Here is a 23,208-nt window from a genome sequence, read left to right as displayed (position 1 = left end):
AAAGTGGGACATGAGCGTCGATTGGCCGATGACAATCATTGTTCGGCATCCTTCACGACGCTACGGCGACGGGCCTGGCCCAAGGTGCTCTGACGCGCGTTGCCGGCGTCACGCAGCGTGGCTTGAGCCTGTTCGCGACGGGTCTGTTGCAGTTGATTGAGTGGTTGCAGCAACTGGGCGACGCGGGTGTCAGCGTCCAGCACTAGCTGTTCCAGCAGACAGATGAACAAGCTGTCGAGCAGTTCGATGTAGGCACTGGCGTAACGCCCGGTGTTGTAGTCGTACACCACCAGCAGACCTTCGCCGTCATCCACGATGTTGATCAGCAGGTCCACATCCGAAGCCTGAGGCTCCAGTTCTCGCTCGCTGATCGCCAGGCCTGGCAAATGCAGGTCCTGTTGACGGGTGTTCTGCACCACCAATTTGACCTGGAAGAACGGCGTGTAGCGTGCGTCCCGCTGCGGCAGCAGATCGGCCACCAGGGCGTCGAACGGCAAGTCCTGATGGGCGAAGGCATCCAGCGCCACACGTCGGGCATCGCTCAGCAGCTCATTAAATGTCTGCTCGGGCGTCACGCGGCAACGCAGCACCAACTGATTGACGAAGAAGCCGACCATGTCTTCGGTCTGTTGTTGATGACGGTTGGCGATGTCGGTGCCCACCAGCAGGTCTTCGCGCCCGGTCTGCTGATGCAGCAATACGTTCAGTGCACTGTGCAGCAGCATGAACGGCGAAGCCTCGCGGGCTGTCGCCAGCTCGCCGATGGCCCGGGCCAGCGATGCGGGCAGGCGACTGCGATGACGTGCACAACCGCCATGCTCGCGGGTCTGGGCGCCCGGTAATAACAGCGGCGCCGGGCTGGCTTGCAACTGCTGGCGCCAATAGGCCAGTTGTTGCTGCCAGACCGGGCCCGGCAGGTGGGTGCGTTGCCACACGGCGAAATCGGCGTATTGCAGGGCCGGGGTTTCGATGCGGGCAGTCGCCGTGCCAAAGCCGATGTAGTCCGTGGCCAGTTGATCCACCAGTTGCGCAATGGACCAGGCGTCCACGGCAATGTGGTGCATGGCGATGGCCAGCACGTGGGTCTGCGCGTCCAGTTGCAGCAATCGTGCACGAATCAACGGCGCTTGGGTCAGGTCGAACGGTTGGCCGAAGACCTCGGCCAATTGCAACTGGATGGCCGGCTCCTGTTCCTGCGCCGAGACCTGTTGCAGATCGCTGATCGGCAAGACAAACGTCTGCGCCGGCTCGATTCGCTGCCAGGGTTCACCATGATCGCTGTGCACGGTGCTGCGCAGCACTTCATGGCGCGCGATCAATTGTTCGAATGCCAGGCGCAGGGCTTCGACATTCAGTGCCCCGCTCAGGGTCAGGGCGAACGGAATGTTGAAACCGCTGGAGCCAGGGTTCAGTTGTTCCAGGAACCATAGACGTTGTTGGGCAAACGACAGCGGCAGCGGTAGCGAACGTTCTACCCGGGTAATGGCAGGGAGCGCCAGTGGGGCCGTCTGCAAGCGAGCTCTGTCGATGGCGCGTGCCAGGTTTTCCAGTACCGGGTGATCGAATACCGCCCGCAACGGCAGGTCCACCGCGAGCTGGCTGCGAATCCGCGAGACCACCAGTGTTGCCAGCAACGAGTGTCCGCCAAGGGCAAAGAAGTTGTCGTCGGCGCCAATGGCGGCCACGTTGAGAATCTGTGCCCAGATCGCGCCCAGTTGCAGTTCGATGTCGGTACTCAGCGGTCGTTGAAGACTCGGATCGCTGTTGTCCAGTGGGCGAGCGGTCAGCAGCTTGCGATCGACCTTGCCGTTGGCGTTCAGCGGCAGTGCCTCCAGCTGTTGCCAATGGGCCGGCACCATGTACGACGGCAGGCGTTGGGCAAGCCATTCGCGCAGCACGGCCACCGGCGTGTCGTCACCGGTCCAGTACACAACCAGTTGCAGGTCGCCACGCTGGTCGGCGTTGACGATCACGGCCACTGCTTGCACGGCGGGATGACGACCGAGGTGATCTTCGATTTCTCCCAGTTCGATGCGGTGACCACGAATTTTCACCTGTTGGTCGCGGCGACCGAGGAACTCGATCACCCCGTCTGCACGCCAGCGCCCCAGGTCACCGGTGCGGTAGAAACGGGCACCGGGTTCGAACGGGTGCGGGACGAACGCGGCCCGGGTTTTTTCCAGATCGTTCAGGTAACCACGACCGACGCCGACGCCACCGACGCAAATTTCCCCCGGTACGCCCACCGGCACCGGACGCAGTGCCGCGTCTACCAGATACAGATGGTTGTTGGCGGTGGGCCGGCCAATCGGCATCGCATTGCCACCTTCGCTCGGCACACGGGTCAGCGGATGGAAAGCCACGTCGTCCGAGCACTCCGCTGGGCCATAGGCATTCATCAACGGCACATGGGCAAAGCGGCTCAGCCAGGCCTGGGCCAGCGCCGGTGGCAGGGCTTCGCCGGTCGGCAGCAACCAGCGCAGTGCCGACAGTTGCGTGTCGGTGCGGGCGAGGTCGAGCAGGGCGCGGATCATCGTCGGCACGGCTTCGAGCACCGACAGTTGTTCGTTCTCCAGCGCTTCCAGCAGGCGCTCGGGATCATGGGCAATCACGTCCGGCAGGATATGCACGGTGGCGCCAAGAATGGGTGCGGCGAGAAATTGCCAGACCGAAATGTCGAACGCCGGAGAGGCGGTCTGGGCAATCCGGTCCGCGCTTGACAGACCCAGCGTCGGTACCTTGCCGAAGATATTGTTGAGCATGCCCCGTTGCTCGACCATCGCGCCTTTGGGCGTGCCGGTGGAACCCGAGGTGAAGATCACGTAGGCCAAGTCGTCAGGGCTGCCCGCGACGTCCAATGGTGCTGCGTCGCCCGCCAGCCACAGGACTTCGGTGCGCAGGCGTCGGGGCGTCGCGGTGCAGGCGGCCAATGCCGGGCCGATGACCGAATCAGCGCTGTCGCTGGTAAACAGAATCTTCGCTCCGGACAGTTCGAGAATCTCGCTCAGGCGCTGTGGCGGATGCTTGATGTCCAACGGCAAGTAGGCTGCGCCAGCCTTGAGTACCCCGACCATCATGCTCAGCAGCGGCAGGCCGCGTTCGCCGGCCAGGGCCACCAGGGTGTCACGACCCGCGCCGGTTTCGATCAGGGCGCGGGCCAGACGGTTTGAGCGCTGATCCAGCTCGGCGTAGCTCAGGCTGTCGGCGCCACACACGGCAGCGATGCGTTGCGGATGTGCTGCCACTTGCCGGGCGAACAGCTCGGCGTAGGTTTGATCCAGCGGGAAGTCGAGTTCACTGCGGTTCCAGTCCACCAGCAGGGTCTGGCGTTCGTCCGGCGTCAACAGCGACAGCGAGGCCAGTTGTGCATCAGGTTGAGCGACCATTTGCGTCAGCAACTGACGCAGGTGGCCGAGCATGCGCTGCACAGTGTCGGTGTCGAAACGCGCGGCATCATAGGTCAGGCGAATACCCAGACGATCACCCGGGTAAAGCACCACGGTCATCGGGTAGTTGGTGTGGACGCGGTCTTCATAGATGTCGACGTTGAAGTCCACCTGACGGTCCGACAGACCTGCGTCGAAAGGGGCGTTTTCGAACACCACCAGACTGTCGAACAGCGACCGACCATGCTCGATCTCACTCCAGCGCTGAATGTCCACCAGCGGCGCATGTTCGTAGGCACGCAATTCGAAGTTGTGCGCGAACAGCGCTTGCAGCCATGGCACCACGCATTGTGAGTCGTCAACCTTGACCCGCAGCGGCAGGCTGTTGATGAACAGCCCGACGATGTCTTCCACACCTGGCAGATCGGTCGGACGTCCCGACACCGTGACGCCGAACAGTACGTCATCGCTGCCGCTGTAGCGCGACAACAGCAACGCCCAGGCACCCTGAATCCAGGTGTTGGGCGTGAGTGAGTGCTGTTGGCACAAGGCGGTCAGTGCGCGGGTGTCGGCAATCGACAGAGTGACGTCAAGGTTGGCCACCGCTTCGACCGCTTGCTCGGTGACAGCCGGGCGATCGACCACCAGCGGCGTCGGCGCGCTGAAACCGGCCAGTTCGCGAGTCCAGAATTGCTCGGTGATGGAGCTGTCCTGGCATTGCAGCCAATGGATGTAGTTGCTGAACGATGGCAGTAACGGGCGGGCCACGGGTTGACCGAGTACCCGTGCCTGGTAGTGGGCGAACAGATCGGCCATCAACAGACCGAAGCACCAGGCATCGGTCAGAATGTGATGGAAGCTGCGCACGATCAGGAATTCCTGATCGGCCACCTGGAACACCCGAAGGAACGTCAGGGGCGGGCGGCGCATGTCGAAACCCTGGCGGCATTCGGCGTCCAGCACGGCGTCCAGTTGGCGCTGGCGAGCCGCTTCGTCGAGGCCACGCCAGTCGTACCAGGCGAACGCCGGGTCGGTCTCGTGGTAGACGCATTGCAGCGCGGCCTTGCCGTCCTGCCACCAGAAGCCGGTGCGCAGCATCGGGTGTCGGGCCAGTTGTTGTGCCCAGGCGTATTCGATGGCGCTGCGGTCCAGTTCGCCGTCCCAGCGATAACGTTGCTGCATCAAATAAATGCCGCTGTTCGGACGCAGCAAGGTGTGCAGCAGCATGCCTTCCTGCATTGGCGACAGGGGCAGCAAGTCATCGATACCGGCCCAGTCGAAGTTCGCACCCAGGGCCGTGAGGTCGTGTCCGGCGGCGCGGCACAGCGCGAATGCATGGGCTCCTGGAACGGCTTGCTCGGCATCGGCAGCCAGCAGGTTCAGACGTTGTTCCAGCGCCTCGGCCCAGCGCTCGGCTCCCGGGCCACGGCAATCGATCTGCAGATGGCCATGTTGCAGGCTGACGGTCAGGGTCAGTCCGGTGGAATCGATCTGCGAGCTGCGGGCGATGACTTCGCCCAAAGGGCCCTCGTGGGCCAGCCATTCGCCAGCCATGACGATACGCACGGTCGGCTGCGGCAGGCTCAGCAGTGGTTCGTGCAAGTAGTCGTTGTTGGTCAGGTAACGCAGCACGCCGTAGTCGTCACCCGCGTGCGGTGCAGCGGCCAGTTGCGCGTCGATCTGTGCGAGCAACTGTGCGGCGCTGGCGGTCGGTGTCACGGTCAGGCGCAGAGGAACGGCGTGGCTCAGCGCACCGACTACCGTGGCCGGGTTGAAGTCGGTATGGCTCAGGGGACTGGTGAGCGGCAAGCGTGCGCGCTCGCAGCGGCCGCGATCCAGTGTCAGCCAGACGCCTTGCTCAGCACTTTGATGTGCCAGTTCCGCGGCGACTGCCGTGGCCACCAGCGACGCCCAGGGCGCATGACTACGTCGTTGCAGCAGGCTCAGGCGAGCACTGAGTGGTGCCGGAATTTGCACGCGGCTTTCAGTGGCCATGTCACCCGGTTGCGGGGCGGACGGCAGGGTTTCACCGGCGTATTGCAGCCAGTATTCCCAGGCCGATTCCAACCCGTCTTCATCGGCGGCGTAGTTGTTCTGATGCTCGGCCCATTCATCCAGATTGCCGCCGTGACGCGGCAATTCGATCGCACGATCGTATTGCGCTTGAGCCACAGCCAGCGCCAGGTCAGTCATCAGTAAGGCCCAGGAGACCGCATCCAGACGCAGTGCATGGGTGACCAACAGCACGGCGTCGCCGTGTTCCGAGAGGCACGCGTGCCAGCCTTCGCCTGCCGCGTGATCCAGCGTGGCCAGGGTGGTTTCGGCCAGTTCGGCCAATGCGTTCGAGTCGTCGAGCTTCAGTGGCTGACGGCTGGCGCTGACCGGTTTAGGTGTGGCGGGCAGGGTCTGTGCCCAAGTGCCGTCAGCCTGTCGGACCAGACCCAGTTGCAGCGCACGGTGTTGCTGTTGCAGGGCTAACACGGCGCGGTTCAACACCTCGACGCTGATCGGTGCATTCATGGCCACGCAGCGCCAGTCCGCCGTCAGTGGGCCGGCTTCGAGCCGAGCGTGCTGACCCGGTGTCAGCGGCACATGGCGCACGGCGCTGGACGTATCACGGCTGTAGTTCGCCCCTTGGCTGATCACCGCAGAAATTTCGGCGATGGTGCGGTTTTCGAACAACTGCTTGGGCGTCAGCTTCATGCCGCGTTGGTGGGCGCGAGCGATGATCTGCAGGTTGAGAATCGAATCGCCGCCCAGGGCGAAGAAGTTGTCGTGAATACCGACGCGTTCGACCCGCAACACATCCTGCCAGATCTCGGCGAAGGCGATTTCCACCGCATCTCGCGGGGCCTCGTAGTTGTCTTGACTGGTCGGGGCATCGGGCAATGGCAGGCTTGCGATGTCCGGCTTGCCGTTGGCATTGAGCGGGATCGCGTCGAGGGCAATGAAGTCTGCCGGCACCATGTAATCCGGAACCCGAAGGGCCAGGTCGGAGCGCAGTTTGTCGGTGGAGAGAGACGTGCTGGCGACCAGCCAGGCAATCAGGCGCGGTGTTTCGTTGGCTGGCTGTACCACGCGAGCCAGCACTTGCTCGATGTTGTTCGAGAGGCGTTTGATCTGGGCTTCGACTTCGCCCAGCTCAATGCGATAGCCGCGCAGTTTGATCTGGTTGTCGACGCGTCCCAGGAACGCCAGTTCGCCGGATTCCAGCCAGCGCACGCGATCGCCGGTGCGGTAGGCGCGGGGCAGGTCGGCAACGGCCATGAAACGCGCGCCGGTTTGCGCCGGATCGCCGAGGTAGTCGATGGCCAGGCCTTCACCGCCGACCCACAGCTCACCCGGCATCCCGACAGGCACAGCGTGACCGTGGCTATCGAGAACCCGTAGTTGCCGGTTCGACTGCGGATGGCCCAGCGGTTGCACACCGGCCAGTGGTTGATCGATACGTGACAGGCAAATGCCCACGGCACTTTCGGTCGGGCCGTAGTGGTTGTAAACCGCGAGTTCCGGACGCAGCGCTCGGATGGTGTCCAGCAACGCACCTTGCAGTGCTTCGCCACCGAGCAACAAAGCATGGCGTGGCAGCAGGCTGGCGTCGGGGTGAGCGGCGAGCAAGCCGTGCAGATGGTTGGGGGTGAGCTTTACCAGATCGGGGATGAATTCGGCAAAACACTGCGCCAAGGCGTTCGGGTCGGCACGGGTGTCGTCGTCCACTAGCAGCAGGCTGCCACCGCTGACCAGCGCACCGAACAACTGGGTGTAACCGAGGTCCGCCGCCAGGGTCGACAGCAATGCATGGCGCCAGGGTTGTTCAGCCTGGGCGCAACCCAGCTCGGCGAGTATGCCACTGACATACGCGACGATGGCGCGATGGGACAGGCGCACGCCTTTCGGCGTACCGGTGGAGCCGGAGGTATAAATCACATAGGCGCAGGCCTGTTGATCCACCGCTGGCAGGTCGATGCCGGTGGCGCGGGCTGATGCGTCGACGACCTGAGCGGAGGCGGTATCGAACGTCGGCACACCAATGATGAAGTCCACGTCGGCACTGATCATCAGCGCACTCAGGCGCGAGGCCGGTTGGCCCAGGTCCAGCGGCAGGAAGCAACCGCCGGCCTGCATCACCGCCAGCAGCGAGACCACTGCGTCGTTGCAACGGGGCAGGGCCAGCGCGACGCGGTCACCTTGTTGCAGACCGCGCTGGCGCAAGACACTGGCCAGTCCAGTCGATGCTTCAAGTAGTTCGCCATAGCTCAGCACGCCGTTGGCGTCACGCACGGCTTCACGCTCGGGATGGCGTCGGGCCTGGTCGGCGATCAGTTCGTGCAGCGGAGCGTCAGGCAGTTCGAGGGTTGCACCATTGCCCCAGGTGCGGGTCAGGCTCAGTTCCTGCTCCGGGCACAGCGGCACGTCGGCCAGTGGTCGGGTGGCATCGCGGCCCAGTTCCTCGAGCAGCGCCACCAATTGCTGCAGCAGGCGCGCACCCGCGGCATCGGACAAGCGTTTGCGCTGATGCACCAGATGCAGCTGCAAGCGTTCGCTTTCCATCGAGGCGATCAGCGACATCGGATAGTTGTTGCGTCCACCGGTGTGGCGCAAAGGCGCGGAGTGTTCGGCATCCGGCAACCCGACGAGACCGTCGTCGATCTGATCAAGCTCCCGGGGGAACGGGAAGTTTTCGAATACCATGATCGCTTCGAACAACTCGCCACCAGGCGGCAGCGCGGTCAATGCCCGCAGACTGGCCAGTGGTGTGTGTTCGTGCTCGCGCATTTCGGCATTCCAGTCCTGGATGCCCGCGAGCCATTGGCCAACGGTCGGCGCATCGTCCCAGCGTACCCGCAACGGCAAGGTGTTGATGAACAGACCGACCATGCGCTCGACGCCGCTCAGGCGCTGCGGACGCCCGGCCACGGTGACGCCGATCAGGGCTTCGTCGCTGCCATTATGGCGGCCCAGCAGATAAGCGTAAGCCGCTTGCAGCAAGGTGTTGACGGTCAGGTTGTTGTCCCGGGCGAAGCCGGTCAGGCGAACGGTTGTTGCGGCATCCAGCATCAGTTGATGCTCGGTGCAGGGCAGGTGTGCCTCCACCGGGTCGGCGAGCAGGCCGCGGGGGTCCGACTCGGGTACGCGGGTAGTGTTGGCGAAGTCCGCCAGACGACTGCGCCAGAATTCATCGGCCGAGGGGCGCTCGCTGAGATAAGCCACGTAATCCTGAAAAGGACGTACCGTTTCCAGCGCCGCGCTTTGCCCGCGTCGTGCCGCGCGGTACAGATCACGCCAGTCCGCCAGCAGCGAACCGACGCTCCAGCCGTCGAGCAACAGGTGATGGTGGGTCCACAGCAGCGACCAGTGCGCTTGAGCGTTTTGATCGTCCAGTCGCGCCAGGGTCAAACGCATCAACGGTGCCGCGCCCAGCTCGAAAGCCTGTGCGTGATCTTCCGCCGCCAATGCCGTCAGCCCTTGCGGGTTACCGCGCAAATCGACTTCCCGCAGCGGCAGATCGACTTCCTTGAGGATCACCTGGTAGGCGTCGTCCAGCTCTTCCCAGAGAAACGCTGTGCGCAACACTGCGTGGCGTTGCATCAAGGCCAGCCAGGCCTGACGGAACGCATCGAGGTCGAGGTCCCCGGCCAGTCCGATGCTCATTTGCTGGTAGTAAACCCGGGACTCGGGCGCATAGGCCTCGTGGTACAGCAGGCCTTTTTGCAGCGGCGTCAGCGAATAGATGTTTTCGATTTGGTCATGCATGGCAGCAGTGTTCAATCCAGAAAAACGAGGAGGCACGTGCGCCGCGAACGGCGCACTCCGAAGTCAAATACAGGTCGATGCCGGGGCTCACTTCTTCGGCCCCAAGCGTTTGAGCAGGGTGTCGAGGGTCGCCTGGTTCATGCCTTTGGCCAGCGGGAAATCCGATGGCATCAGCGCCCCCGCCTGTGGGTCGAGGCAATGCCCGACCAGCGCTTGCAGGTGCTCCAGCAGGCGAGCAGGAAAGCGGCTGTCGGCGCTCGGCGTGACGCTGTGCCATTCGACATGCAACACGCCGTCTTCCAGCCACGCCACCACCTCACGGCCATGGGTCACCCGGTTGGCCAGTGCCACTTCTGGCGGCGGGGTCAGGCTGCTGGCGCGCAACCAGCCCTGTGGCGTTTGCTCATGCCCCAAGTAGTTGAACAGCACATCGCCACGGCTTGGCGGCAACGCGCCACGCTGGCGTAGCAGCCCGTGACCGAGGCCATTGCCCGGTACAGCGCGCAAGGCCTCCTTGGCGTTGCGCACCCGGTCGCCGGGGGCACCGCTGGAATTCACGCGCAACGGGTACAGGGTGGTGAACCAGCCGACGGTGCGGCTGACATCCAGGCCCTCGAACGGCGCATCGCGACCATGGCGCTCCAGATCCACCACGATATCGGCACGGCTTTCAGCTTCCGCCAGCGTCGCGGCGAGGGCGGCGATCAGCAGTTCTTCCGGTTGCGTGCGATACGCGGCGTGGGACTCGGTCAGCCATTGATGAGTGCGAGCCGCATCCCAACGGGCCGACAGGGTCTGGCGCTCGGCGACTGTCGCCACCGGCGCGGTGTTCACTGCGATCTGGGTGTTCCAGTAGCGCTGTTCGGCGCTGACCTTGCCGGCATGGGCGTGCAGGTGCTCGGCCCATTGACGGTAGGATGTGGTTTTCGCCGGCAGACTCGGGTTCTCTCCACGTTCCAGCCCTTGATACAGCTGCTGGAAATCTTCCAGCAGCGGCGTCCACGACACTGCGTCCACGACCAGGTGATGCGCGACCAGATACAGGCGTTGCGGTTTGCCCTCCAGTAATGCCGCCGCGAACAGTGGGCCGTGTTGCAGGTCCAGGCTTTGCGCGACTTGTTGCAGTTGCTCAGGGTGTTCGCAGCAGGTCAATTGAGCGGGCGATACCGGTGCGATGTGCGCCTGCCATTGGCCTTCGACCTCGTTGAAGCGCAGGCGCAAGGCGTCGTGGTGGGCCACCAGTCGATCCAGTGTGGCCTGCACGAGGGTCGCGTCCAGGCGTCGGTCGCTGTCGGTCAGCACCGACTGATTCCAGTACGCGGCTTGAGGTTGCTGTTGATCGAAGAACCACTGATGCAGCGGCATCAACGGCATGGCGCCGGTGACGTCACCCTGTTCGGCCAGTGTCAACAATGGACTGGCAATCTGCGCCAACGCTGCCGGGGTCGGTGAGCGGAACAGGTCTTTCGGCGTGAGCGAGTAACCCTGTTCCCGCATGCGCGAAATCAGCTTCAGGCCGAGGATCGAGTCACCACCCAAGGCGAAGAAACTGTCCATGGTTCCGACCTCGCGGCCGCCGGTCATCATCTCGCCCAGCAACTCGCCGAACAGCTGGCAGAGCAGGGCTTCCAGTTCGTTGCGCGGTGCGACACGGTCTTCTTGAGTCTGCGGCAATGGCAGGGCAGCCAAGGCCTTGCGGTCGATCTTGCCGTTGGTGGTCAGGGGCAGGGCCGGTACTTCGACCCATACCGCCGGCACCATGTACGCCGGCAGCTGGTTTTTGAGTTGGGCGGCAAGCAGCGTATCGAGGCCCGATTGCGCCGCGCTGCTGCTGTAGAACGCTACCAACCGGTTGTCGATCACCAAAGTGCAGGCACCGGTGATTGCAGGCTGGTTAAGCAGCGCTGCATCAATTTCTCCCAGTTCGATCCGCTGCCCGCGCAGTTTCACCTGATGGTCGAGACGCCCCAGGTATTCGATGTTGCCATCGGCGAGGAAGCGGCAACGGTCGCCGGTGCGGTACAGGCGATCACCCTGGATGAACGGGCTGGCGAGGAAACGCTCCTCGGTCAGGTCCGGGCGTTTCAGGTAACCGCGAGCGACGCCGACACCGCCGATGTACAGCTCGCCGATGCTGCCGATTGGCAGTGGTTGCATGGCCTCGTCGAGGATGTACAGGCGCAGGTTGGCGATTGGTTTGCCGATCGGCACGATCACATCGTCCACCGAGCAACGCCAGACCGAGACGTCGATAGCGGCTTCGGTCGGGCCATAGAGGTTGACCAGCGCCGCTGGGTGTTGGCTCATGAAGCGCCGCACCAAATCCACCGGCAGCGCCTCGCCGCTGGCGAACACCTGACGCAGGCTGTGGCAGTTGACCAGGCTCGGTTCTTCGACAAAGGCGCGCAGCATCGACGGCACGAAGTGCAGGGTGGTGACCTGCTCTTGCTGGATCAACTGGCTGAGATACGCCGGATCGCGATGACCGTCCGGACGGGCGACCACCAGGGTCGCGCCGGTGATCAACGGCCAGAAGAACTCCCACACCGAGACGTCGAAGCTGTATGGGGTTTTCTGCAAGACGCGGTCGTTCGGGCCAATCGGGAAGGCGTCCTGCATCCAGTACAAACGGTTCATCAAGGCGCCGTGTTCGTTCATCACGCCTTTTGGTTGGCCGGTGGAACCGGAGGTGTAGAGCACGTAAGCCAGATCGCTTGAACCGACACTGATCGGTTCAGCGGCCGGCGATGGTGGCAGGGCGTCGAGGGTCCAGGCGGTGTGCCCGACCGGCAGACGCGTCAGCCACTGCGCTTGAGTCAAGGTGACTTGGGCATCGGCATCTGCGATTAAAAATGCCAGACGTGCGGCGGGCAATTCCGGATCGAGCGGCAACCACGCGGCGCCGGCATGCACGATGCCGAGCAGGGCCACCACCAGGTCCAAGGAACGTTCCATGCACACCGGGACGATGGCGCCGCTGCCGATACCGGCGGCACGCAAGGCGCGGGCAACGGTTTGCGCGCGTTGATCCAGTTCGGCGTAGCTCAGGCGCTGGCCTTCGAACACCAGCGCCGGAGCGTTGGGGCTGAGGGCCGCCTGTTGGGTCAGCGCCGTGTGCAGATTGGTCGGGCCGGTGTAATGACGTTCGGTGGCGTTCCAGCGATCCAGTTGCTGCTGATCCTGTTGTTGCGGGAACAATTCGACCAGCGCTAGCTCCGGCGTTGTCACCAGCGCGTCCAGCAGGGCACACCATTGCGCGCTCCAGCGCCGCATCGTCGACTCGTCAAACAGCGCCGCCTGGTATTCAAGGGCGAGGGTCATGTCGACGCCGTCATCCTGGACTTCCCAGCTCTGTTCGAACTTGGCGTCGATCACCGGCAGCGTCTGCTCTTCGATGTTCAGGCCCGGCCATTGGCTGCTGTCCATGCGGCCATGGTTGAGGGAGAACATCACCTGGAACAGCGGTGTGCGGTTCAGGTCGCGGCGCTGGGCCACGGCGCCGACCAGTGTTGCGAACGGCAGGTCGGCGTGGGCCTGGGCCGCGCGCAGATCTGCCTCGAGGCTGGCGAGCAACTGCTCGGCCGGAGCCTGTTGAGCGACTTCGCTGCGGATCACCAGCGTGTTCACCAGGCACGCCAGCAACGCCTGGGTTTGCGGTTGGTCGCGCTGGTCCGCCGGAGTGCCGAGGCGGATGTCGCGCTGACCGCTGTAGCGTGCCAGCAAGGCACTCAGTGCTGTCGCAAGTACCACGTAGCTGGTGGTGCCGCGTTGGCGGGCGAACTGGCGGATGGCTTCGGCACGCGAGGCGCCGAGGCTGACGGTCAGTTGCCGGGCGCGACGATCCGCTTCGGCACCGCGTGGATGGTCGAGGGGCAGGTCGAGTTGGTAGTCGTCCTGGCCGAGGTGGTTTTTCCAGTAATCCAGGCTGTCATTACGTCGAGCCTGGGTGTCCGGGTGCTGTTGCCACACGACGAAATCGACATAGTCGACCTCCAGCGCCGTCCAGGTGGGCGACTGCCCTTTAAGGCTGGCGGTGTAGGCCTGGGCCAGTTCGTCGATCAGCAATTGCATCGCCCAACCGTCGGTGGCGCTGTGGTGCAGGCAAACCAGCAACAGGCTTTCGTCGCTGTCCTGACGTTGCAACAGGTGCGCCCGCCAAGGTGCGGCGGTGGCCAGATTGAACGGCGCCATCAGCTCGTTCTGCGCGTTGGCGCATGCCGCCGTCCAGTCCTGTGTGGCGACCGAGGTGACCACGAGTGCCGGGCCGTGATTGTCGATCAACAACTGCGGCTCGCCCTGGACTTCGACAATACGGCTGCGCAGCACCAGATGGCGCTCGCTGATCTGCTCGAATGCCTCACGCAAGGCCTGGACCTGAAGGTCGCCGCGCAAGGTCAGGGCGAATGGCATGTGATATTCGCGCGAATCCGGCACCAGACGGCTGAGCATCCAGAAACGCTGCTGAGCCAGACCCAGCGGCAATTGTGCCGGACGCGGTTGTGCGGTGATCAGCTCACCCGGCATCGCCGCTCGCAGATGACCGGCCAAAGCCGCCACCGTCGGTTGGGCGAATACCAGCGCCAATGGCAAGGTGGCGCCCAGGCGTTCACGGACCCGAGCGACCAGACGGGTGGCCAGCAAAGAGTGGCCGCCGAGATGGAAGAAATGATCTTCGATCCCCACCGACGGGCATTCCAGCACTTCGCTGAACAACTCGCAGAGCACCGTTTCGGTGGCGTTGCGCGGCGCGGTGTGCGGCTGGTCGCTTTTGGTTTCAGGCAATGCCGTGGCAGCCAACGCCTTGCGGTCGAGCTTGCCGTTGCTGTTGAGCGGCAGGCTGTCGAGTTGCACCAGAAGGCTTGGCAGCATGTGCGAGGGCAGGCTGTCGCTCAATGCCGCGCGCAGTGCGGACTCATCGGCATCACCACACCAGAAGCTCACCAGACGCTGCTCGAGTAACAAAGTGGCCGCGTCGCGAACGCCCGGTTGCATGAGCAATTCAGCGTCGATCTCCCCCAGTTCGACCCGCTGCCCGCGCAGTTTCACCTGATGGTCGAGACGCCCCAGGTACTCGATGTTGCCATCGATGAGGAAGCGGCAACGGTCGCCGGTGCGGTACAGGCGATCACCGTCGATGAACGGGCTGGCGAGGAAACGTTCTTCGGTCAGGTCCGGGCGTTTCAGGTAACCGCGAGCGACGCCGACACCGCCGATGTACAGCTCGCCGATGCTGCCGATTGGCAGTGGTTGCATGGCCTCGTCGAGGATGTACAAACGCAGGTTGGCGATCGGTTTGCCGATCGGCACGATCACATCGTCCACCGAACAGCGCCATACCGAGACGTCGATAGCGGCTTCGGTCGGGCCATAGAGGTTGACCAGCGCCGCTGGGTGTTGGCTCATGAAGCGCCGTACCAGATCCACCGGCAGCGCCTCGCCGCTGGCGAACACCTGACGCAGGCTGTGGCAGTTGACCAGGCTCGGTTCTTCGACAAAGGCGCGCAGCATCGACGGCACGAAGTGCAGGGTGGTGACCTGCTCTTGCTGGATCAACTGGCTGAGATACGCCGGATCGCGATGACCGTCCGGACGGGCGACCACCAGGGTCGCGCCGGTGATCAACGGCCAGAAGAACTCCCACACCGAGACGTCGAAGCTGTATGGGGTTTTCTGCAGTACGCGGTCGTTCGGGCCAATCGGGAAGGCGTCCTGCATCCAGTACAAACGGTTCATCAAGGCGCCGTGTTCGTTCATCACGCCTTTTGGTTGGCCGGTGGAACCGGAGGTGTAGAGCACGTAAGCCAGATCGCTTGAACCGACACTGATCGGTTCAGCGGCCGGCGATGGTGGCAGGGCGTCGAGGGTCCAGGCGGTGTGCCCGACCGGCAGACGCGCCAGCCACTGCGCTTGAGTCAAGGTGACTTGGGCATCGGCATCTGCGATTAAAAATGCCAGACGTGCGGCGGGCAATTCCGGATCGAGCGGCAACCACGCGGCGCCGGCATGCACAATGCCGAGCAGGGCCACGACCATCTCCACGGAGCGTTCCATGCACACCGGGACGATGGCGCCGCTGCCGATACCGGCGGCACGCAAGGCGCGGGCGACGGTTTGCGCACGCTGGTCCAGTTCGGCATAACTCAGGCGCTCGCCTTCGAACACCAGCGCCGCCGCGTTGGGGCTGAGGGCCGCCTGTTGGGTCAGCGCGGTGTGCAGGTTGGTCGGGCCGGTGTAGTTGCGTTCGGTAGCATTCCACTCGACCAGCTGGCGTTGACGCTCAGACGCCGCCAACGGTGACCAGTCGCCGAGGCGAGTCTGTGGCGCGTCGAGCATGGTTTCGAGCAGCTCTTGCCATTGCGCCAGCCAACGGCGGGCCGTGGTTTCGCTGAACAGCGCGGCGCGGTATTCCAGCAACACCGACAGCACCTCGCCGTCATGCACTTCCCAGTTCAGGTCGTACTTGGTGGCCTGAGCCGTCACCGCTCGTTCGCGCACTTGCAACTGCGGCCAGTGACTGGCCGACGAGTCGGCGTTCTGCATCACGAACAACACCTGGAACAGTGGCGTCTGGCCGAGGCTGCGCTCTGGCGCCAGGTGATCAACGACCTGATCGAACGGCACGTCCTGATGGTGCTGCGCGTCCAGCACGCGGTTGCGCACCTGGCTCAGCAAGCCTTCGAAATCCAGCGTCGGATCGAGGTCGGCGCGCATCACCAAAGTGTTGACGAAGCAACCGATCAGCGGCTGCAATTCGGCCAGCGGACGCTGGGCCACCGGGCTGCCGACCCGCACGTCGCGCTGGTTGGCGTAGCGCCCCAACAACAATTGCGCCGCGCTGAGCATCAGCATGTACAGGGTGGCACCGCGTTGTTGGGCGAACTGACGCAGGCGTCCCGCCAGTTCTTGCGGCAGTTGCAGCTGCACTGCGCCGGCGGCAGGGTCGAGCAGGTTTGGACGACCCTGTTCGGTGGGCAGGTCCAACAGGTAATTGCCGTCTTCCAGCTGGGTGCGCCAGTATTCGAGCTGGTTGCGGAACACTGTTTGTTGACCGGACTCGCGCTGCCAGAGGGCGTAATCCGGGTATTGCAAGGCCAGGTCCGGCAGTACGGCGACGGTGCCTTGGCTTTGGGCGGTGTAGAGCTGCGCCAGTTCATTCAACAGGTTCTGGCTGGACGCATCGTCGGTGGCGCAATGGTGCACGGTCAGCAACAGCAACGCCTGGTCGCGACCGCTGCGTTGCACCAGCGTGGCACGAATCGGCACTTGGGTAGCCAGGTCGAAACGGTGCCCGGTTTCGGCGTGAATGGCCTCATCGGTCAGCAGTTGCCAAGTGTCGTCGGTGGCCGCTTCCAGTGTTGCCACGCGCAAGGTGATGTTGACCTGCGGTTCGATGACCAGCGCCAACTCGCCGTCGCTATCGCGCACGATCCGGCTGCGCAGGATTTCGTGGCGTTGAACCACACCATTCAGGGCGGACTGCAAGGCCTGAGGGTTCAGCTCACCATCGAACTGTACGGCGCTGACCACGTTGTATTCGCCACCGCCAGCGCTAAGTTGTTCGAGGAACCACAAGCGTTGTTGTTCGAATGACAATGGCAAGCGCACCGGGCGTGCCGCCGGGACGAAGGTCGCCGCCGGGGTTTGCAGCGGATCACCCAGCAACGCGGCCAAAGCCTCAAGGCTCGGGTGTTCGAACACTGCCCGCAGCGGTGGAACCGTGGCGAACTGTTGGCGCAGACGGGCAAACAGCACCGCCGCCAGCAGCGAGTGGCCACCGAGATAGAAGAAGTGGCTGTCGCGACCGATCTGCGTCAGCGGCACGTTCAACAGCTCGGCCCACAGGGCGGCGAGTTGCTGTTCGGCGACGGTGCGCGGTGGATCCTGAGCGTCTGGCGCTGCTTGAATATCCGGCGCAGGCAGGGCTTTGCGATTGAGTTTGCCGTTGTCGGTCAGCGGCAACTCATCGAGCAGCACAAACGCCGACGGCACCATGTAGTCGGGCAGGGCGGCGCCGATGGTTTTGCGCCAGGCATTGATATCGGCCTGCTGGTCGCAGGTGACGTATGCCACCAGACGCTTATCGCCGGGCACGTCTTCACGGGCCAGCACCACCGCCTGACGCACGCCCGGTTGGGCGCCGATCAAGGCTTCGATTTCGCCCAGTTCGACGCGGAAACCACGGATTTTCACCTGATGGTCCATGCGCCCCAGGTATTCGAGCTGACCGTCGGGTAGCCAGCGCACCAAGTCGCCGGACTTGTACATGCGCGCATCCGCCAGCGGCGAGAACGGGTCGTCGATGAACACCTTCGCGGTCTGTTCGGCGCGGTTGAGGTAGCCAAGGGTCACGCCGGCTCCGCCGATGTGCAATTCGCCCGGAACACCCACCGGCATCGGATTGAGAAAAGCATCGAGCACGTAAGTGCGCACGTTGGCGATCGGCCGTCCGATGATCGGGCGTGCCGGGAAGTCGTCCACCGCACAACCGGTCGCATCGACGGTGCATTCGGTCGGGCCGTAGGTGTTGAAGAAGCGGCTGCCGACAATCGATGGCAGACGCTGCCAAAGTTGTGCATCCACCGCGTCACCACCAAACAGCACAAAGCGTGGCAGATACACTTCGCCACGGCGTACGCCGTCACTTTCGAGCAAGGCCTTGAGCTGCGCCGGGGTGCACTCGAAGGCTTGCAGACGGGTTTCGCGGAAAAACCGCGCCAGGGCCTCGGGGTCGTAGCGCACCTCTTCCGGGGTCAGGTACAGGCTGTGGCCGTCGAGCAGCAGGATGAGCTCGGCCACTGAACTGTCGAAGGCAAACGAATAGTTGAAACTAGTGCGCATCGGCTGATCGGTGTAGCGCCGATACAGGCCATGAATGCGTGCCCAGGCCAAGTTGACCACCGAGCCGTTGGTGACCAGCGTGCCCTTGGGCTTACCGGTCGAACCGGAGGTGTACATGATGTACGCCAGATCATCAGGACCGGCCAGTGGCGCGAGGTTGTTGTCCGGCTGATCGGCGAACAGGGCAGCGTCGCTGTCCAGGCGCAGACGCGGCAGTTCGGCACCCAGCTGCTCCAGCAAGCCCTGCTGGCCAAGGAACAGCGCCGGCTGCGCGTCTTCAAGCATGTACGCCAGACGATCCACCGGATAAGCCGGGTCCAGCGGCACATAGGCACCACCGGATTTTAGAATGCCTAGCAGGCCGACCAACAGTTCCAGCGAACGCTCGACACACAATGCCACCGGGCTATTGGCGACCACGCCGCGACTGCGCAGGTAATGCGCCACCTGGTTGGCTCGGCGATTCAGTTCGGCGTAGCTCAGGCTGCGGCCTTCGAAGCACAACGCATCGCGATCCGGGCTGCGTTCGGCCTGCTGTTCAAACAGCTGGGCGAAGGTCAGGTGCTGCGGCACCTCCATTTCGGTGCGGTTCCACTCGACCACCGTGCGCTGCCATTCCGCCGCCATCAGCAGCGGCAGGGCGGCCACCGGGCGTTGCGGCTCGGCGAGCATTTGTTCGAGCAAGTGCTCCAGGCGAGCGAGGGTCTGACGGGCGCTGTCGGCGGCGAACAGGTCCAGAGCGAACATCAGCTCCAACTGAATCGGTGCATTGGCCGGGCACAGCACGTGCAGGTCCAGATCGCATTCGGAGTGTTTGAGTGGGGTGTCCAGGGTCTCGAAGTCCAGTCCCGGGAAACGCAGCCGTGACTCCATGGCCAATTGCTGCGCGACCATCACTTGATACAGCGGCGCATGACTGAGGCTGCGCGGCAGTTGCAGGCTGTCCACCAGTTGCTCGAACGGCAGGTCTTGATGCTGCAAGCCCTCGCGCAGACGTTTGGCCACCTGGCTCACCAGCGCAGTGAAATCCGCTTGCGGCTCAAAGTCGGCACGGATCGCCAGGTTGTTCAGCAGTATGCCGAGCAGGCCTTCGGTGCCCGGTTGTTCACGGTGGGTGACCGGGGTGCCGATCAGTACCGTGGCATCGCCACTCAAACGGTGCATCAGCACGGCGAAACCGGCGAACAACACGGTGAACGGTGTGGTGCCCAAGCGACTGGCGAAGGATTGCACCCGGCCACTCAGGTCGGCGCTCAGTTCACGCTGCACGATCCCGGCGCGGTAGCTTTGCACCGACGGCCGTGGATTGTCGGTGGGCAAGGCCAGCAATGGACTGCCTTCGTTGTCGCGACGATCCAGCGTGGTGGTCCAGTAATCGAGCTGGCGCTTGAGTTCGGCGCCTTGCAGGTGTTCGCGTTGCCACAGGGCGAAGTCGGCGTATTGCACCGGCAAGGCCGGCAGTTCGGCGGGGGCGCCGTTGCAACGGGCTTCGTAACCCAGGGCCAGCTCGCGCAGGGCGATGGTCGCCGACCAGGCGTCCGAGACCATGTGATGCAAGGCGATGCCCAGCACATGTTCACCCGGTGCAACACGCAGCAATCGCGCACGTAGCAACGGCGGCGAGGTCAGGTCGAACGGTTGCTCAAAGGTTTCTTGCAGCGCATTGAACTGCGCACCTTCGCGAGCCGTGGCGGCCAAACCCGACAAATCATCGAACGGCAGTGCAATGTTCAGCGATTCACTGATGTGCTGGCTGGGTACGCCATCGGTGCTGCGGATGCCGGTGCGCAGGATTTCATGACGCACCAGTAAGTCATTCAGGCTGGCATGCAGCGCTTCGACGTTGAGTTCACCTTTCAGATGCAGGGCGAACGGGATGTTGAACAGCGTCGTGCCCGGTGTCAGTTGCTCGATGAACCACAGGCGTTGTTGCGAGAACGACAGCGGCAACAGCGATGGTCGCGGCTGGGCTTTCGGCGCGCTGATCACGGCGGCTTGCGGTGCGGCGGCATCGGCCTGGCGGGCAGCGATGGCGACGGCCAGCAGCGCCACTGTCGGTTGTTCGAACAGCACGCGCAACGGCAAGTCGAGTTTGAAATGGGTGCGCAGGCGCGCAACGATCTGGGTGGCCAGCAGCGAGTGCCCGCCGAGAGTGAAGAAGTTGTCTTCCACGCCCACAGTGTCGCGACCCAGGACGTCGGCCCAGATTTTCGCCACGGCGGTTTCCAGCTCATTGCGTGGCGCGATGCTTTCTTGGGTGGCGGCCTGCCAGTTCAGCTCCTGGGCGGCCAGGGCCTTGCGATCGACCTTGCCGTTGTTGTTGAGGGGCAAGCGCTCAAGGCACACGAACGCGGCCGGCACCATGTACGGAGGCAATTGCGCGCGCAGGTGTTCGTTGAGTCCCTCGCTGCCCAAGGTGTCGTCGTGGGCCGACCAGTAGGCCACCAGCCAGGCTTCGCCGACGCTGTTTTCGCGCAGCAATACGGCGGCTTCGCGCACATTCGGGTGCTGCGCCAGACGGTGTTCGATTTCGGTCAGTTCGATCCGGTGCCCGCGCAGTTTTACCTGCTGGTCGCGGCGGCCGAGGTATTCGATCACGCCATCGGCGCGCCAGCGTCCCAGGTCGCCGGTGCGGTAAATACGCCCGTCGAGTTGCGGGTGATCGATGAACGCGTCAGCGGTGCGCTGCGGATCGTGCAGGTAGCCACGACCGACACCGACGCCACCGACACAGATTTCCCCGGCAACGCCAACGGGTACCGGCCGCAGGGATTCGTCCAGCACGTACAGACAGTTGTTGGCGGTTGGTTGGCCGATGGGCATGTGGCTGACGTTGGCGTCCGGCGCTTCGAAGATCGGCTGGAAGGCCACGTCGTCGGCGCACTCGGCCGGACCGTAGGCGTTCATCAAGGCGATGTCGGGAAAGCGCGCAAACCAGTCTCGGGCCACGGTCGGCGGCAGAGCTTCACCGGTGGGCAGCACCCAGCGCAGGTCGGGCAATTGCAGGTCGCACGGGCACAGCGCAAGCAGCGTGCGCATCAGGCTCGGGACAATTTCCAGTACGCTGAGGCGTTCGCTGGCGAGCACTTGCAGCAGACGTTGCGGGTCGTGCGCCACGTCGTCCGGCAGGATGTGTACCGTGGCGCCGAGTACTGGCGCGGCGAGGAACTGCCACACGGAAATGTCGAAGGCCACCGACGCGGTCTGTGGAATTCGGTCTTCGGTGTTCAGCCCCAGGGCCGGCACTTTGCCGAAGATGTTATTGAGCATGCCTCGTTGTTCGATCATCACGCCTTTGGGCGTACCGGTCGAACCCGAGGTGAACAGCACGTAGACCAGGCTGTCCGGCCCGCCGAGCAATGGCAGCGGTACATCATTGCCGCACGTCCAGCAGGCTTCGGCGCACAGGGCTTTTGGCGCCTGATCGAGGCCGCTTAGCAACTGATCGAGCAGGGCGCTGCAACCTTCGCTGGCCACCAGCAACGGTGCACGGGACAGGCTGAGGATTTCCCTCAGGCGCTCCGGCGGATGATTGACTTCAAGCGGCAGCATCGCTGCGCCAGTCTTGAACACGGCAATCATCATGGTCAACAGCGCCAGGCCACGGGGGGCAACCAGCGCGACCAATTGATCTTCACCGGCACCGGCGTCACGCAAGGCGTGGGCCAGGCGCGTGGATCGCTGATCCAGCTCGGCGTAGGTCAGCGATTCACCGTCGCAGATCGCGGCAACCTGTTCGCCACGTTGGGCGACCTGCGCGGCAAACAGTTCGGCGTAACTTTGATCCAGCGGGAAGTCGTGCGGGTTGACCGCCCACTCGCCGAGCAGTTGCTGACGCTCATCAACGGCCAGCAGCTCGAAACTGCCCAGCAGCGCGTCCGGTGCGGCGAGCATGCCGCGCACCAGGCTGGCAATGTGACCGAGCAAGCGCTGCACGGTCGACGCCTCGAAACGCTCGCGGTCGTAGGACACACGAATGCCCAGTTGTTCGCCGGGCAGGATCACCACGGTCAAACCGTAGTGGGTGTGCACGCTGTGATCCATGCCTTCGAGGCTGAACTGGAAACCGCCTTCCAGAATCTGTTCGTCGATCGGGGCGTTTTCGAACACCAGGATACTGTCGAACAGGGTTTCGCCCCGGGGAAAATCGCTCCAGCCCTGGATGTCGGTCAGCGGCGTGTGTTCAAAATCACGCATGTCAACGTTCAGCCCTTGCAGCGTGCTCAGCCACTGACCAAGCGATGCTTCGGGATCCACCGACACCCGCAGCGGCAGGGTGTTGATGAACAGGCCGATCATCTCCGCCACTCCGGTCAGCTCCGCCGGACGACCGGCCACGGTGACGCCGAACAGCACGTCCCGTTGACCGCTATAGCGCGACAGCAGCAACGACCAGACCCCCTGGAAAAACGTGTTCGGGGTGATCCGGCGGCTACGGCAGAATGCAGCCAGCGCCTGGGTTTCCTGCTCGTTCAGGTGAATCAGCTGATCGTCCACCAGCACCGCATCGGTGTAGCGGTCACGGGCTACGCCGTTGTCCACGGTCAGTGGCGTGGGTGCATTGAGCCCTTGCAACTGGCCGCGCCAGAACTGCTCGGCCTTGCCCGCATCCTGGCGTTGCAGCCATTGGATGTAATCGCGAAACGGCCGTGGGCTCTTGAGCTCAGGCGTGCGGTCGTTGCACAGCGCTTCGTAGACTTTGAGGAAGTCCACGGTCACCAGGGAAATGCACCAGGCGTCCATCAGGATATGGTGAAAGCTGCGAATGAATTCGTAGGATTCATCGGCCAATCGCACCAGGCGGAAGCGAATCAGCGGCGGCTTCGACAGGTTGAAACCGACTTTCTGCTCGTCTTCCAGCAACGTGCGGATCCGCGCTTCCTGTTCGTGCGGGGCGAGCCCGCGCAGGTCTAGGGTATCCAACGGCACCTTGACCTCGCGATGGATCACCTGCACCGGTTGCTTCTGGGTTTTCCACTGAAAACTGGCGCGCAGGGAAGGGTGCAGCGCCACCACCTGGCGCCAGGATTCAAGGAACGCCACTTCATCGATGGCCCCGCCGATGCGGTAGCGATCCTGCATCAGGTACACGCCGGAATCTTCGTGCAGCAGGGAGTGGAACAGCATCCCCTGTTGCAACGGCGACAGCGGGTAGATGTCTTCAATCGGATTGCTGGTGGTTTTTTCGGTGGTCATTGAAAACGTCCTGCAAAAAAAGGGGCAACGGCGC

At 63.7% G+C, this 23,208-nt stretch carries 2 protein-coding genes; both read right to left on the bottom strand.

The annotated features are described in order from the left end of the window. Nucleotides 1-35 precede the first annotated feature (35 nt). Entirely contained in the window at nt 36-9,140 is a 9,105-nt protein-coding gene (locus tag TU81_RS11190) for a non-ribosomal peptide synthetase (RefSeq protein ID WP_048395092.1), read from the bottom strand. A gap of 87 nt (nt 9,141-9,227) precedes the next feature. Next, nucleotides 9,228-23,174 (bottom strand): non-ribosomal peptide synthase/polyketide synthase, encoded by a 13,947-nt coding sequence (locus TU81_RS11185; protein ID WP_048395090.1) that lies wholly within the window; start codon nt 23,172-23,174, stop codon nt 9,228-9,230. Nucleotides 23,175-23,208 lie beyond the last annotated feature (34 nt).

This window comes from Pseudomonas lini, assembly GCF_001042905.1.
Taxonomy (GTDB): Bacteria; Pseudomonadota; Gammaproteobacteria; order Pseudomonadales; family Pseudomonadaceae; genus Aquipseudomonas; species Aquipseudomonas lini.
The sequence above is the reverse complement of the archived record's forward strand: the minus strand, read 5'-3'. Positions and strand labels throughout refer to the sequence as shown.

Bases quoted from the DNA above. Each gene is read 5' to 3' on its own strand.
- TU81_RS11190 (WP_048395092.1), bottom strand. From the start codon at position 9,140: ATGCATGACCAAATCGAAAACATCTATTCGCTGACGCCGCTGCAAAAA.
- TU81_RS11185 (WP_048395090.1), bottom strand. From the start codon at position 23,174: ATGACCACCGAAAAAACCACCAGCAATCCGATTGAAGACATCTACCCG.